This window comes from Agrobacterium tumefaciens (assembly GCF_013318015.2).
Taxonomy (GTDB): domain Bacteria; phylum Pseudomonadota; class Alphaproteobacteria; order Rhizobiales; family Rhizobiaceae; genus Agrobacterium; species Agrobacterium tumefaciens.
Genome location: NZ_CP115841.1, coordinates 1,766,457 through 1,781,871 on the forward strand (window position 1 = coordinate 1,766,457; position 15,415 = coordinate 1,781,871).

At 58.7% G+C, this 15,415-nt stretch carries 13 protein-coding genes; 7 read left to right on the plus strand and 6 right to left on the minus strand.

What is annotated here, in order from left to right; translation table 11 throughout:
• Positions 1-111: 111 nt before the first annotated feature.
• A complete protein-coding gene (locus G6L97_RS08805) occupies positions 112-591 on the plus strand; it encodes a DUF2938 domain-containing protein (RefSeq protein ID WP_013636558.1) in 480 nt (159 codons plus the stop codon).
• 40 nt (positions 592-631) lie between these two features.
• On the opposite strand, the gene ypfJ is transcribed toward G6L97_RS08805, so the two are convergent.
• Positions 632-1,561, minus strand: a complete 930-nt coding sequence (gene ypfJ / locus G6L97_RS08810; protein ID WP_003513383.1) for a KPN_02809 family neutral zinc metallopeptidase — start codon at positions 1,559-1,561, stop codon at positions 632-634.
• A gap of 95 nt (positions 1,562-1,656) precedes the next feature.
• Complete coding sequence (locus G6L97_RS08815) at positions 1,657-2,145, minus strand: DUF2306 domain-containing protein (RefSeq protein WP_003513390.1); 489 nt, start codon at positions 2,143-2,145, stop codon at positions 1,657-1,659.
• 48 nt (positions 2,146-2,193) lie between these two features.
• Between G6L97_RS08815 and G6L97_RS08820 the strand changes: the two genes are divergently transcribed.
• Positions 2,194-3,060: a LytTR family DNA-binding domain-containing protein gene (locus G6L97_RS08820; protein ID WP_162686691.1), complete on the plus strand. Its 867-nt coding sequence runs from the start codon at positions 2,194-2,196 to the stop codon at positions 3,058-3,060.
• Between the two features lie 156 nt (positions 3,061-3,216).
• Complete coding sequence (gene carB, locus G6L97_RS08825) at positions 3,217-6,705, plus strand: carbamoyl-phosphate synthase large subunit (protein WP_174002848.1); 3,489 nt, start codon at positions 3,217-3,219, stop codon at positions 6,703-6,705.
• Between the two features lie 83 nt (positions 6,706-6,788).
• Here the strand turns inward: carB and G6L97_RS08830 are convergent, their stop codons facing one another.
• The 3 genes from G6L97_RS08830 to G6L97_RS08840 all read right to left on the minus strand — a co-directional run bounded on the left by G6L97_RS08830 (position 6,789) and on the right by G6L97_RS08840 (position 10,758).
• Positions 6,789-7,928: a GGDEF domain-containing protein gene (locus G6L97_RS08830; protein WP_111783641.1), complete on the minus strand. Its 1,140-nt coding sequence runs from the start codon at positions 7,926-7,928 to the stop codon at positions 6,789-6,791.
• A gap of 152 nt (positions 7,929-8,080) precedes the next feature.
• Positions 8,081-9,526: a UdgX family uracil-DNA binding protein gene (locus tag G6L97_RS08835; RefSeq protein WP_111783579.1), complete on the minus strand. Its 1,446-nt coding sequence runs from the start codon at positions 9,524-9,526 to the stop codon at positions 8,081-8,083.
• Positions 9,526-10,758, minus strand: coding sequence for a putative DNA modification/repair radical SAM protein (locus tag G6L97_RS08840; protein ID WP_013636565.1), 1,233 nt, complete (start codon positions 10,756-10,758; stop codon positions 9,526-9,528). Before G6L97_RS08840 ends, G6L97_RS08835 begins: the two co-directional genes overlap by 1 nt.
• Positions 10,759-10,979: 221 nt before the next feature.
• Here G6L97_RS08840 and greA point away from each other — a divergent pair, with 221 nt between their 5' ends.
• Positions 10,980-11,456, plus strand: coding sequence for a transcription elongation factor GreA (gene greA, locus G6L97_RS08845; RefSeq protein WP_003513396.1), 477 nt, complete (start codon positions 10,980-10,982; stop codon positions 11,454-11,456).
• A 91-nt stretch (positions 11,457-11,547) separates the two neighbouring features.
• Positions 11,548-12,603 carry a glycosyltransferase family 4 protein gene (locus G6L97_RS08850; RefSeq protein WP_111783580.1) on the plus strand — a complete coding sequence of 352 codons (1,056 nt, stop codon included), beginning with the start codon at positions 11,548-11,550 and terminating at the stop codon, positions 12,601-12,603.
• Positions 12,604-12,634: 31 nt separating this feature from the next.
• Here the strand turns inward: G6L97_RS08850 and G6L97_RS08855 are convergent, their stop codons facing one another.
• Positions 12,635-13,102, minus strand: a complete 468-nt coding sequence (locus G6L97_RS08855) for an Lrp/AsnC family transcriptional regulator (protein ID WP_003513401.1) — start codon at positions 13,100-13,102, stop codon at positions 12,635-12,637.
• A gap of 254 nt (positions 13,103-13,356) precedes the next feature.
• Here G6L97_RS08855 and trxB point away from each other — a divergent pair, with 254 nt between their 5' ends.
• Positions 13,357-14,331: a thioredoxin-disulfide reductase gene (gene trxB, locus G6L97_RS08860; RefSeq protein ID WP_003513403.1), complete on the plus strand. Its 975-nt coding sequence runs from the start codon at positions 13,357-13,359 to the stop codon at positions 14,329-14,331.
• Between the two features lie 24 nt (positions 14,332-14,355).
• Positions 14,356-15,252 (plus strand): LysR family transcriptional regulator VtlR, encoded by an 897-nt coding sequence (locus tag G6L97_RS08865; protein ID WP_003513405.1) that lies wholly within the window; start codon positions 14,356-14,358, stop codon positions 15,250-15,252.
• The last annotated feature ends 163 nt before the right edge of the window (positions 15,253-15,415 follow it).

The window sequence follows — 15,415 nt, forward strand, 5'->3', positions numbered from 1 at the left end:
CCGGAGCGATCCGGCCATTTTTCTTGTCCGCCCTGAGCAAGCGAAAAACCCTGTTCACGCCACTCACACGATCAGCTAGAGCTTGGTCGATCATGATTTGCGGAGGGATCTATGCTGGATTTGATTTGGCGCGGTATTGCCATGGGGGTGGGTGGCACCGTGTTTATGGATATATGGGCAATTGTGCTGCACCGGTTTTTCGGCCAGTCCGCCCCGAACTGGGCACCGGTCGGCCGCTGGTTCTGGCATGTGCCGAAGGGCAGGATATTCCACGATTCTATCGCGACGGCCGCACCTTACGAGCATGAACTGGCGCTCGGCTGGGTCTCGCATTATGCCGTCGGCATTCTCTACGGCATCATTCTCGCCCTGATAGTGCCGGCCTCGTGGTTTTCAGAGCCGTCCTTCATTCAGCCTTGGATCGTGGGCATCGTCACGGTCGGCGCGGGCTGGTTCCTGCTGCAACCTGGCCTCGGCATCGGCTGGGCGGCATCGAAGACGCCGAACCCGAACAAGGTTCGCTTTCTCAACCTCGTTGCCCATACGATCTTCGCGCTTGGCATGTATGCCGTGGCGCTGTTGATGCGCTGAATAACAAGGGGGCTGAAAAGCCCCCTCGTTCATTTGATTATCAGATATTCGCCGAAAAGGTGTCGCAGTCCTCGACGCGTCCGTTCTGGAAGCCGCGCTTGAACCATTCCATGCGCTGCGCCGACGTGCCGTGGTTGAAACTGTCAGGCACCACATATCCTTGAGTCTGCTTCTGCAGGGTGTCGTCGCCGATCTGGTGAGCAGCGTTGAGCGCTTCCTCAAGGTCACCGGTTTCCAGAATTCCCTTCTGTTCGGTGAACTTGCCCCAGATACCGGCATAACAATCGGCCTGAAGCTCAACACGCACCGACATCTTGTTGGCATCCACCTGGCTCATGGACTGGCGGCGGCGGTTGAACTCCGGCAGGACACCGGTCAGGTTCTGGACGTGGTGGCCCACCTCATGCGCAATAACGTAAGCCTGCGCGAAATCGCCAGACGCGCCGAAACGCTTGTCCAGTTCACTGAAGAAACTGGTGTCGAGATAGACCTTGCGGTCACCAGGGCAATAGAACGGGCCGCTGGCCGCAGAGGCAGAACCGCAGGCAGACGCGACTTGCCCGGAAAACAGCACAAGGGTCGGTTTCTGATAGGTCTCGCCGGCGGACTGGAAAATGCCGCTCCACGTATCTTCCGTCTCAGCCAGCACGGTGCGCACGAAAGCCGTCGTCTCGTCGGACGATTGGCCCTGCGGCCGAGTGCCCGCCTGCTGGCCGGATTGCTGCGTGGTACCGCCCCCATCCAGTGAAATGTCTCCGCCCGAAAGCAGCGTCAGCGGATTGATGCCAAGCACCCAGCTTATCAGCAGGATCAGCAGAAGACCGCCAATGCCGATGCCGCCGCCGCGGCGCCCGATCGGCACGCGCATTCCGCCACGCGAAAAAGGATCGTTGCCGGATGGCCCCGATCCCGCCGACATGCCGCGCCGATCCTCGATATTGTCCGACTGGCGGCGCCCTCTCCATTCCATGCTTTTCTCTCCGCAAACGTCGCCTCAACAGGCAACCTTATAACGGCACTATAATACATCTTGTTCCGGAAGAAAGCGGAGGTGGGTGCATTCGTTCAGGAGGCTCGCCGCCTTTGCGTGAAGACGGTCAGAGACAGCAGGGCAAACACGAACACGCCCGCGAAAAGCACCACAAGACCCGGCTGACCGTCACCGAAAGCAACCTCGTGAATGATCCGCCCCGGAACGAAGGTGAAACCGCCTGCGATGACGATACCGCCGAGATAAACACTCTGCATGATCCTCATATGGCGCCTGATTTCGCCCCTGCGCGCGAAAAGGACCGATTGCAGACAGCCATATATGGTGAGAACCGATAAAAGATGAATCGGGCTGAAACCGTAAAACACCCTCAATTCATGAATGAAGAAGGTCGAAACGGAGGTCATGACCATCAGCGTCACCCAGATCCTACCGAGTAGCCGGTGGATGGCGGTTCCTTTTGGGCGAAGAAAAATGAAGGCACCGAGAATCGCGGCCGGAACAACGGTGGCGACATGGAATTGCACGGCAAGCGGTGCGTCTAGCAAAGGCTGGAGTGACATGGTGAAGCGTTTTGACCCGGTTGAAATTATCGCTAACTTCGGCAAAACATGCGCGAAAGAAAAACGCATTGGCGTCAACCGCAGGAAAACTTCGTGGATCACCTCTCTTTGCAGTCCACGCTTCGTGAAATGCACGCCATCCTGCAATCGCGCAGACTGTGGCTGACCTTCCTTGCTATATTGGCGATCTTCATTCTGACCGGCCCTTTCGGGACAAGTGAGACCATGAGTTTCGCCGACCGGCTGCTTTACTGGACAATCGTTCAGGCTGGCGCATGGACGTTCGCAATATCCTTTTCCATCCTCGCCAACACCATTCTTGCCGGCAGCATTGAAAATATGCTGACACGCATGATGATCGGCTCGCTGACGGCAGCCCTGCCCATTGGGCTGCTGCTTTCCATCATGAACCAAATCTTTTCCGGCAGGGAAATGGGTTTCGCTGCCTATCTGAAAAGCAGCCTGTCGGCCCTGCCGCTCTGCGCCATCTTTTGCCTGCTGAGCTACCTCACGGCCTGCCAGTCACGCGCAACGGCAACGGATGCCGTTGCGGACCCGAATGGAGATGCCAAAGGTGAGGTGAAAAGCATCGCGCCGCTGCTGGAGCGGCTGCCGCCGCAAAAGCGCGGAGAATTGCTGCGGCTGTCGGTGCAGGACCACTATACCGAAATCGTCACCACGCGCGGCCATCAGCTCGTTCTGCTGCGTTTTGCCGATGCGCTGAAAGAAATAGGCCTCACGGAAGGCTTGCAGGTGCACCGTTCCCACTGGATTGCCATTTCCGACGTCGTCTCGTTGCGTAAACAGGCTGGCCGTCTGCACGTCATTACAAGAGACGGTTCGGAAATACCCGTCAGCCGCTCCCATAGCGCGGCCGTGCAGGCCCGTTTCGCCGCGCATACACCGACGGGTTAAGAGTTTCTGTCGATTCCGGAATTTATGGGGTTCCGTTCTCAAAAACATTTGCCTATAAGCCGCTTCTAGCCTGAAAACTTTGAATTGCGCGCCCCGGCCGGTGATCTTTCACCCTGGCTGGTGTTTTGCGCAACCAAAACGCGGAACGAGAGAGCCATGCCGAAGCGCCAAGATATCAAGTCCATCCTCATCATTGGCGCAGGACCGATCGTCATCGGCCAAGCATGTGAATTCGACTATTCCGGCACCCAGGCCTGCAAGGCGCTGAAGGAAGAGGGTTACCGGGTCATTCTGGTCAACTCCAACCCGGCCACCATCATGACCGATCCGGGCCTCGCCGACGCAACCTATGTCGAGCCGATCACCCCGGAAGTCGTCGCCAAGATCATCGCCAAGGAACGTCCGGACGCGCTGCTTCCCACCATGGGCGGCCAGACCGCGCTCAACACTGCGCTGTCCCTGAAGCGCATGGGCGTTCTCGACCGCTACAATGTGGAAATGATCGGTGCCAAGCCCGAAGCCATCGACATGGCCGAAGACCGCGCCCTCTTCCGCGAGGCCATGGCTCGCATCGGCCTCGAAACGCCGAAGTCCATGCTGGCCAACGCCACTGAAATCAAGGACGCCGACCGCAAGAAGCACGAAGCTGCCCGCGCCGAACTCAAGGCGAAGCTTTCCGGTGCGGAACTGGACAAGGCGCTGGACGATCTGGAAAACCAGTGGAACCTTGGCGAGACCGACCGCAAGCAGCGTTACATGGCGCATGCGATTGCAATCGCCGCCCAGGCGATCGACCATGTCGGCCTGCCAGCCATCATCCGCCCGTCCTTCACGCTCGGCGGCACCGGCGGCGGCATTGCCTATAATCGCTCCGAATTCTTCGACATCGTCTCGGGCGGCCTCGACGCTTCGCCGACCACCGAGGTGCTGGTCGAAGAATCGGTTCTCGGCTGGAAGGAATATGAGATGGAAGTGGTCCGCGACACCGCGGACAATTGCATCATCATCTGCTCCATCGAAAACATCGATCCGATGGGCGTCCACACCGGCGATTCCATCACCGTTGCGCCAGCGCTGACGCTGACCGACAAGGAATACCAGATCATGCGCAACGCCTCGATTGCGGTGCTGCGTGAGATCGGCGTGGAAACCGGCGGCTCGAACGTGCAGTTCGCCGTCAACCCGAAAGACGGCCGCCTCGTCGTCATCGAAATGAACCCGCGCGTTTCGCGCTCGTCTGCTCTCGCCTCCAAGGCGACCGGCTTCCCGATCGCCAAGATCGCCGCCAAGCTCGCCATCGGCTATACGCTCGACGAGCTGGAAAACGATATCACCGGCGGCGCGACGCCTGCCTCGTTCGAACCGTCGATCGACTACGTCGTCACCAAGATCCCGCGTTTCGCCTTCGAGAAGTTCCCGGGCGCCTCGCCGATCCTCACAACGGCCATGAAGTCCGTCGGTGAAGTCATGGCCATCGGCCGCACCTTCGCAGAATCGCTGCAGAAGGCGCTGCGCGGCATGGAAACCGGCCTCACCGGTCTCGATGAAATCGAAATCCCCGGCTTTGAAGAGGGCGAAGGCTCCAAGAACGCCATCCGCGCCGCCATCGGCACGCCGACGCCGGATCGCCTGCGCATGGTCGCCCAGGCGCTGCGTATGGGAATGACGGAAGAGGAAGTCCACGAAAACTCGAAGATCGACCCCTGGTTCATCGCCCAGTTCAAGGCAATTGTGGACATGGAAGCCCGTGTCCGTGAGCAAGGCCTGCCGCAGGACGCAGAGAACCTGCGCATGCTCAAAGCCATGGGCTTTTCCGACGCCCGCCTGGCAATTCTGACGGGCAAGCGCCCGAAGGAAGTGGCCGAGCTGCGCAACAGCCTCAATGTTCGCCCGGTCTTCAAGCGCATCGATACCTGCGCGGCAGAATTCGCCTCGCCCACCGCCTACATGTATTCAACCTATGAAATCCCCTTCGTCGGCGCCGCCCGCTCTGAAGCGCAGGTTTCCGACCGCAAGAAGGTCGTCATCCTCGGCGGCGGTCCGAACCGTATCGGCCAGGGCATCGAGTTCGACTATTGCTGCTGCCATGCTGCCTTCGCGCTGAAGGATGCAGGCTTCGAAGCGATCATGATCAACTGCAACCCGGAAACGGTTTCAACCGACTACGACACCTCCGACCGCCTCTATTTCGAACCGCTGACGGCCGAAGACGTGATCGAGATCATGCGCGCCGAGCAGGAAAAGGGCGAACTGGTCGGCGTCATCGTGCAGTTCGGCGGCCAGACGCCGCTGAAGCTGGCCGAAGCGCTGGAAAAGAACGGTATCCCGATCCTCGGCACCGCGCCTGACATGATCGACCTTGCCGAAGACCGCGACCGCTTCCAGAAGCTGCTGATGAAGCTCGACCTCGCCCAGCCGAACAACGGCATCGCCTATTCGGTTGAACAGGCGCGCCTCGTCGCTTCGGAAATCGGCTTCCCGCTGGTCGTGCGTCCTTCCTATGTTCTGGGTGGCCGCGCCATGCAGATCATCCATTCGGAAGGCCAGCTCCAGACCTATCTGCTCGATACGGTTCCGGGCCTCGTGCCAGAGGACATCAAGCAGCGTTACCCGAACGACAAGACCGGCCAGATCAACACCCTGCTCGGCAAGAACCCGCTTCTGTTCGACAGCTACCTGACCAACGCCGTCGAAGTCGACGTCGATGCACTGTGCGACGGCGAAAACGTCTTCGTGTCGGGCATCATGGAGCACATCGAAGAAGCCGGTATCCACTCGGGCGACTCGGCCTGCTCGCTGCCTTCCCGTTCGCTGAGCAAGGAAACCCTCGACGAGCTGGAACGCCAGACGACGGCGCTTGCAAGGGCGCTCAACGTCGGTGGCCTGATGAACGTTCAGTACGCTATCAAGGACGGCACGATCTACGTTCTCGAAGTCAACCCGCGCGCCTCCCGCACGGTGCCCTTCGTTGCAAAAACCATCGGTGCGCCGATCGCCAAGATCGCTGCCCGCGTCATGGCCGGCGAAAAGCTTGATGCGGCGATTGCCGCTTACGGCAAGAAACCCGATCCGCGCAACCTGAAGCACATCGCCGTCAAGGAAGCCGTTTTCCCGTTCGCCCGCTTCCCCGGCGTCGACATTCTGCTCGGACCGGAAATGCGCTCGACCGGCGAAGTCATCGGCCTCGACACCGATTTCGCCCTCGCCTTCGCCAAGAGCCAGCTCGGCGCCGGCGTCGACCTGCCGCGCTCCGGCACCGTCTTCGTCTCGGTGCGCGACGACGACAAGGACCGCGTATTGCCCGCAATCCGTATTCTGGTCGAGAGCGGCTTCAGGGTACTGGCAACCGGCGGCACCCAGCGTTTCCTTGCTGAACAGGGCATCGACGCCGAGAAGATCAACAAGGTGCAGGAAGGTCGTCCGCATATCGAAGACGCCATCCGCAACCGGCAGGTCCAGCTGGTCATCAACACCACCGACAGCAACAAGGCGATTTCCGACTCGAAGTCGCTGCGCCGCGCAACGCTGATGCAGAAGGTGCCATACTACACGACGATGGCCGGTGCCGAAGCAGCAGCCCTTGCCATCAAGGCGCTTAAGGCCGGCAATCTGGAAGTGAAGCCCTTGCAGAGCTACTTCCTGTAAAATCAGCCGGCAACGAAGATCATGGAAACGCCGCGGGTCATGCCTGCGGCGTTTTGCATTGTCTCACAAAAAGCTCAAAAGCCTCACGCCGCCAGGGCTTCGCGCACGCAATTGCGCCCATCCGTCTTGGCGCGGTAAAGGGCGCGGTCCGCCATTTCCGCCAGGGTCTGAAGATCGCAGCGTATATCGCCGCTGGTTGCGACGCCGATGCTGATCGTCACGCCGACACGCAAACCGCCGCAATCGACTTCGGTTATCGCAATCGCATCGCGAATGCGTTCTCCGATCATGCAAGCCTTTTGAACACCGGCACCCGGCAGGAAGATGATAAACTCCTCGCCACCGTAACGCGCCAGCACGTCACCACCGCGTATGCTGCCGCCGATACGCTTCGCCACTTCCTGAAGAACGCTGTCGCCGACGGCGTGGCCGAAGCGGTCGTTGATTGATTTGAAGTGGTCGATATCGAGCAGCATCGCCGCATCGTTGGGACCCGGCACCGCCGGCATGGCCTGGAAGAAAAAACGACGGTTCTTGACGCCCGTCAAAGGATCGGTGTTGGCGAGAACCAGCAATTTCCGCTCTGACCGCTCGGCTACCAGCATCATCACGAACAGCGCAATGGCGAAGTTCAACATGATGATCAAGAAAAACGCATTGACCAGATCGATGGCGGCGTATTGGGGCAAAAGCACGCTCTTTGCCACCGACAACGAAATCAGGCCGGAAATACCCGCAATAGCGCCCAACGCGAAGCGGGACAGGAGTGGCTCCTTGCGCCACCGCGCAAAAAGCCCGCCCGCTCCCGCAAGATAGGCCACAGCCGCACAACCGTTGAACAGGGCCGCACGATAAGCGTTATTGTCAGCCACCTGCTGTGCAAGGACAATTGCCAGCAAGGCAATCAAACAGATAGCTGACACTGTCCCCCTACTGGCAGCACGTCCATCGCTCAGGATTTTCAAGCCAAGCCAGATCAGCGCATAACCCACGATACCGAAGACGATGCTGCCGAATTGCCACAAGGCCGGAGACATTATTCCCCATTCGCCGTACCCAGCGAGCGTGGAGCCGGCAGCCATGGCTGCGAAGCCTGCTGCAAGAGCCGTCGGGCCGTGCAAACCACGATTTGTGAGCTTCAAATATATAAAACTCAGCATTCCAACAATGTAAGAACACTTTTGCATCAGTATCACTGTTGCAAGATCTAGCTCGCCGAGCATCATACATCCACGCAATGAATAAATATAAATATCTTATTTATAGTATAAAGTATAAAATTTCAATAAAAATAACCAATAAACAAAAATTTAATCATATCGATGAAGACATCGATGATCATCCAATATAGCGTAGCAACACACAAAGCAGTCCATTAGAATAATCTTATAAAATCAATTTCATTCCTGAAATTCTGCATTTCCGCCTCCTTCTGCTGCGAGTCGGGAAGGCGAAGAAGATAGGAAGGGTGCACCGTGACAAAAAGCGTCCGCTCCCCCTGCATCGGTATCGGGCGACCCCTAACCTCGGAGAGCTTTTCCTTTCCGCCTGTCAGCGCATAAAGCGCAGTTGCACCCATGGCAACGATAAGCTTCGGCCGTACCAGCTCGATTTCCTTGTTAAGCCACCAGCGGCATTGCTGCACCTCGCCCGCATCCGGTCGCTGGTGAATGCGCCGCTTGCCGCGGGCCTCGTATTTGAAGTGTTTGACGGCGTTGGTGACATAAAGCTTTTTGCGGTCAATACCGGCTTCAACCAATGTCCGGTCGAACAGCTGACCAGCGGGACCGACTAAAGGTTTTCCGGCAAGATCCTCGTGATCTCCCGGCTGTTCCCCGACGATCATCACTTTCGCATCCTCAGGTCCAATGCCGAACACCGTCTGCGTTGCCTTGCAATGTAGGGCGCAGCGCGTGCATTGGCCAGCCTCCCGCGCCAATGAAGCGAGCGTACCGTCTGGCGCCGGTGGCGGCTCTTCACGCGCCGAGGCCGCGGCCTGCAGGCGGTGATGGAATGGTTGCGGCTGGCTCGCAGCCTTTGCCGCCATCTCCAGCACCCGCGCCTCGGCACCAAGAACGAGACCTGGAATAAGCTCGGCTTCCGGCAAATTTTTCCAGTATTTCTTTGGCATCTCTGCCGTCATCGCTTTTATCTTCAGACGCGCCGGATTGAATATGTTGGCATAATAGGTTCGCCACAGCTCGTCCGTTTCATCCGTCAGCTCAGGCTTGGACGCGGCCTGCCGCGATGTCTCCAGCACGTTTCCGTCCCACCGCGCGGAGCCGTTCGGTGTCGCGATCAGCCAGTCCATATCCGTGAACCGCCGCTGGAAAAACGGGGCCGTGCGCTCGACGATGAAGTGATCCGGCTCGAACCATGCGACGAAGCGCCGCCGCCCGCCCTGCCCCTGCGGCAAGGATAATTCCTTGAAGCGAACAAAGGCCGTCATCTTGTGACAATCGCGGCGGACCGATTTTTCAAGCTGCCGGGCTTCGGAAACATCCGCATCGGACTTGAACTGCAACAGGGCGCGATCCCGCTTCAGCCGCCACAGCAACCGGTAAAGCAGTGCGAAACGACCCGGATCGCTATGACAGATAATCGCTTGCGCCAAAGTCACGAAGGAGGCTGGAACGGACACCTGCACGTCATCCGCACGGGCCGCCGGCAAAGGCTCTCCGGCAAAATCGAGAAGCCCGGCTTTCTCATCCCGCAACCGCCAGTCAATCGCCTCCGGCGGCACATTGGCGGCGAGAGCCGCGCGCGCCGCATCACGCCACTCGCCGAAATCGCCCCGCCCTTCCAGAACCGGGCCGTACATCACAGCAGCGATAATTGTTCGGGCTGCGGAGCAAACATCGCTCGCAAATCCGGCCGTTCAGTCAGCTTGCCCGGCGTCCAGCCCTCGGCAACGATGAAGGCCTTCACCTTTTTCAGGGAAACGCCGAAGCGGGCGATATCCTCCAGCCGCAATCGGCGAAACCGGCGTGAAGACAGGATCGAGGCGACCGTCTTGGTACCGAAGCCGGGCACGCGCAGCAATATTTCGCGATCCGCCACGTTCACGTCCACTGGAAAACGGTCGCGATTTTTCAGCGCCCAGGCAAGCTTCGGATCTATATCGAGATCGAGCATTCCGTTACCGCCGATCGCGGTTATTTCACCAATGTCGAACCCATAAAAACGATAGAGCCAGTCGGCCTGATAAAGCCTGTGTTCCCGCATCAAAGGCGGCTTGATGAGCGGCAGGTTCTTCGACGAATCCGGAATGGGGCTGAAAGCCGAATAATAGACGCGCCGCAAACCATAGCTGCCATAAAGCCGGGCGCTGGTGGACAGAATGGTGCTGTCATCAGCCCCATCCGCCCCAACGATCATCTGCGTGCTCTGTCCGGCAGGCGCAAAACGTTTGGTCTTTCGCGTCCTGACTGTCGGCTCCCCCGCCTCCTCGATCTTCAGGCGGATATCAGCCATCGAGCGGCGAATATTGGCGGGCTGCTTTTCCGGCGCAAAACGGCTGACGCCGCTATCAGTCGGCAATTCGATGTTGATCGATAGCCGGTCGGCGTAAAGCCCCGCTTCCTCAATAAGCTTTGGCGATGCTTCGGGAATGGATTTCAGATGGATGTAGCCGCGAAAGCCATGCGTGACGCGCAGTTCCCGCGCCACCCGCACCATCTCTTCCATCGTATGATCGGATGAGCGGATAATGCCGGAAGAGAGAAACAGCCCCTCGATATAGTTGCGCCGATAGAACTCCAGCGTCAGCCACACCACCTCCTCGGCAGTAAACCGCGCCCGCTCGACATTGCTCGAAGAACGATTGATGCAATAGGCGCAATCATAGATACAGAAATTGGTGAGCAGTATCTTCAGGAGCGAAATGCAGCGCCCGTCCGGCGCATAGGCATGGCATATGCCCGACCCCTCCGTGGAGCCAAGTCCGCCGGATGCAGCAGAGCTGCGTTTCGTCGTGCCGCTGGAGGCACAGGACGCATCGTATTTGGCCGCATCGGAAAGAATGGCCAGCCGTTGCCTGATTGACTTCTTCATGGTTATGTTCACTATATGTTCTATTGAAAAATGTCAATCTCATCTGTTAAAGCCCTGAACGAATGCAAGAAAATGCCCGTCTCAAATTTGCTGGCATTTCGTTGTCGTCTTCTGATATAGTCGGCTTAGTTATGATTTTGGCATGGTTCCGGAGTTCCCCTCCGGAACCTGTTTCTTTTTGTGTCTGCAAGTAAAGCGACAGGACTGCGAAGGATAAAAAAATGGTAGAAAAAGTACCGATGACGCACGGTGGATTCATCAAGCTGCAGGAGGAGCTGCGCTTTCGCCAGCAGGAGGAGCGTCCCCGTATCATCGAGGCAATTGCGGAGGCGCGCGCCCATGGCGACCTTTCGGAAAATGCCGAATACCACGCTGCCAAGGAAGCCCAGAGCCATAACGAAGGCCGCATCACTGAACTCGAAGACTTGACCGCACGCGCGGAAGTCATCGACCTTTCCAAGATGTCCGGTTCCAAGATCAAGTTCGGCGCCACCGTCAAGCTGATCGACGAGGATAGCGACGAGGAAAGAATCTATCAGATCGTTGGCGACCAGGAAGCCGATGTGAAGGCTGGACGCATTTCCATTTCCTCGCCCATCGCCCGCGCCCTCATCGGCAAGGAAGTCGGTGACAGCATCGAAGTCAACGCACCGGGCGGCGCCAAGGGTTACGAGATTCTCGCCGTACAGTGGGGCTGATCTGCCCTTTCATGCAATGCGCCCTTCGGGCGCATTGCATTGATATCCTGAACTGAAAATCCTGCCTTAGCCGCAAAGACGGAAGCCCATCTTGTCCCACGCCAGTCTGAAAGATGTGCAGGTGCTTGCGCCGAACTTCAAGCGCAGGCTCTCCGGCGTTACCTCCACCATCGTTCAGCTTATTCCGGTACAAAACCGGCTGGGTCAGAAAGTGGCCGTCATCGGCCCGGGCCTGCCGCAGCATCTGCCACATGTGCGCTTCCGTGATCTGTGGCGGCTCTGGCAAAACGGCCCGCTCAGCGGTCCGCGCATCTGGCACGCCCGCCGCAATCTCGAAATGTTGCCTGGCATTCTCATGCGTGACGTGCTGCGCATGAAGGTAAGGCTGATGTTCACCTCGGCGGCGCAAAGGCGACATTCCGCCTATACCCGCTTTCTGATTTCAAAAATGGATGCGGTCGTCGCGACAAGCGGCCGCTCAGGCTCGTTTCTGGAAGTACCACACAGCGTCGTCATGCATGGCGTCGATACCGAGCTGTTTCATCCCGCAACCGGCCCGGAGGATACGATCGCTTCGACCGGCCTGCCGGGACAATTTCTCATCGGATGTTTCGGACGGGTGCGCCACCAGAAGGGAACAGACCTTTTCGTGCGCGCCATGATCGAACTTCTGCCCGACTATCCCGAATGGACGGCCGTCATCTCCGGCCGCGTGACCGCAGAGCACAAGGCCTTCGCCGACAAGCTCGTGGCCGATGTCGCAGCAGCCGGTCTTGCGGACCGCATCGCGTTTCAGGGCGAGGTGGACGACATCAAGCCCTGGTATCGGCGGCTAACCCTCTATGTCGCACCGTCACGCAACGAGGGCTTTGGCCTGACGCCACTGGAAGCCATGGCGTCCGAGACGGCTGTCGTTGCCAGCAATGCCGGCGCCTATGAGGAAATGATCGTCAAGGGCGAGACCGGCATGGTCGTTGAGGCCGGCGACTACGCGTCCCTGCGGGATGCCATTAAAACCTATCTTGCCGATCCCGCACTCGCCAGGGACCATGCCCGTGCCGGACTTTCGCATGTGCGCACTGCATTTCCGCTGGAAAAAGAGGCGACGAGCCTCGGCACGATCTACGACGCGTTGCGGCGCGGGTAAGCGCCGGCGCAATCACTCAAAGGTCCGCCGATCAGATTTCCACCAGACCGACGCGCTTGACCTGACGGATGGTGAGCATGGTGCGCACGGTGTCGACGTTTTCGTCCGCTGTCAGAACCTCGATGACGAAATCCTGAAACTCGGTCAGGTTTCTGGCGATGCAATGCAGAAGGAAATCGCTTTCGCCGGATACCATCCAGGCCTGGCGCACCAGCGACCATCCGGCCGTCGCCGCTGCAAAGGCTTTCAGATTGCTGTCCGACTGGCGCTTGAGGCCGACCATGCAGAAGGCAACGAGATCGAAACCGAGCTTCGGCGCGTTCAACATGGCGTGATAACCCTCGATCACGTCGGCTTCTTCCAGCTTGCGGACGCGCCTGAGGCACGGCGGCGCGGAAATACCGACCCGTTCGGCCAGTTCCACGTTGGTCATGCGCCCGTCGCGCTGCAATTCGCGCAGGATTTTCAGATCGATGGCATCGAGTTCGACGCTGGTCACGGAGAGGTTCCTCGTTAAGCCGGAGAACTTCCTTGTACTACCAGGCGCAGGATTCGCAACAATATGCCGCCGGCCGGTCACAAAATTGCGCGCGCATCCACAACTGCCTTGTTGGTAACGCAAGGCTGCCCTTGAATAAAGGCACTAGACAACCTTAAATACCGGGCAACGAAGGGGTTGCGGCCTGTCCACCGTGCTTCGGCTGGAATGTTCTGCTGCCGAAAGGCCCCGCTACTTTAAAAAGGATTGTTTCCATGTCTGCCCGCCATACCAAGGTATTGATCATTGGCTCTGGTCCCGCCGGTTATACCGCGGCGATCTACGCGGCCCGCGCAATGCTGAAACCCGTGCTGATTGCCGGCATGGAACAGGGTGGCCAGCTGATGATCACCACCGATGTCGAAAACTATCCGGGCTTTGCCGATCCGATCCAGGGCCCCTGGCTGATGGACCAGATGCTGAAGCAGGCGACGCATGTGGGTGCGGAAATCGTCAGCGACCTCGTGACCGAAGTCGAAACCAACACGCGCCCCTTCGTGGTCAAGACCGATTCCGGTCAGGTCTGGACCGCCGACACGCTGATCATCGCAACAGGCGCAAAGGCCAAGTGGCTCGGCATCGAGAGTGAGCAGCACTTTCAGGGCTTCGGCGTTTCCGCCTGCGCCACCTGCGACGGTTTCTTCTATCGCAACAAGGATGTGATCGTGGTCGGCGGCGGCAACTCTGCCGTGGAGGAAGCGCTCTATCTCGCCCATATCGCCAAGTCCGTAACCGTCGTGCACCGCCGCGACAGTTTCCGCTCGGAGAAAATCCTTCAGGAACGGCTCTTCGCCAAGGAAAACGTCAAGATCCTGTGGAATACGGAAATCGCCGAAATCACCGGCGCTCCCGCCAAGCCGCCAATGCCACCCTCTGTTTCGGGTGTGCGACTGCGTGACACCAAGACCGGTGTGATCAGCGATACGCCCATCGACGGCGTCTTCGTCGCCATCGGCCACGCGCCGGCCGTCGAACTGTTCAAGGGCAAGGTGAAGCTCAAGGACAATGGCTACATGTGGACCGCGCCCGATTCCACCGCTACCGACGTGGAAGGTATTTTCGCCGCCGGCGACGTTACCGACGACATATACCGTCAGGCCATCACCGCCGCCGGTATGGGCTGTATGGCCGCCCTTGAAGCAGAACGGTACCTCACCGCGCAGCAGCCGCTTGCGGTAGCAGCCGAATAACCGAAAGGCAGGATAGGCATGGCAATGCCATTGGACTGGGATAAACTGCGCATTTTTCATGCCGCAGCCGAAGCGGGGTCTTTCACCCACGCTGCCGACAAGCTGCATTTGTCCCAGTCGGCCATCAGCCGCCAGGTCAGCGCGCTGGAACAGGATGTTGGCGTGAAGCTGTTTCACCGCCACGCCAGAGGTCTTATCCTCACCGAGCAGGGCGAACTGCTGTATCGCACCGCCCATGACGTGTTGCTAAAGCTCGAAACCGTCAAGATGCAACTGACCGAAACGACGGAGAAGCCGAGCGGCAAGCTGCGCGTGACGACGACGGTTGGTCTCGGCCAGGGCTGGCTCACGGACAAGGTGCAGGAATTCCTGCAGCTCTATCCGGAAATGTCGATCCAGCTGATCCTCGACAATGAGGAGCTGGATGTGAACATGCGCCACGCCGATTGCGCCATCCGCCTGCGCCAGCCGCAACAGTCCGACCTTATCCAGCGCAAGCTGTTCACGGTGCACATGCACGTCTATGCGGCGCCGTCCTACATCAACCGCCACGGCGAGCCGCAGTCGATCGAGGATCTGGACAACCACCGCATCATCTCCTTCGGCGAACCGGCACCCAACTATCTGCTTGATGTCAACTGGTTGGAAAATGCGGGACGCTCGTCGGACAACACCCGCATTCCGCATCTTCAGATCAACAGCCAGACCTCGATCAAGCGCGCCTGCCTGCTGGGAATAGGTATCGCCTGTTTGCCGGATTACATCGTCGGGCGCGATCCGGGATTGATTCAGTTGTCGCTTGCCGCCGATATTCCCTCGTTCGACACCTACTTCTGTTACCCGGACGAGATGAAAAACGCTGCAAAACTGAAAGCCTTCCGCGACTTCGTCGTTGCCAAGGCACGGAACTGGAACTTCTGACGTTTAAATAGGCCAGCGCCACGAAATATCATACTAATTCATGGGGTTGGCCGTCCCAAGATGGCGGCGCGCCAGACGCGCCGCACTTCAGCTTTGCACATAAATTATACCGGAAATATCCAGACCTGCATCGCACGCATGCCTGACCTGCACAAAAAAGAGT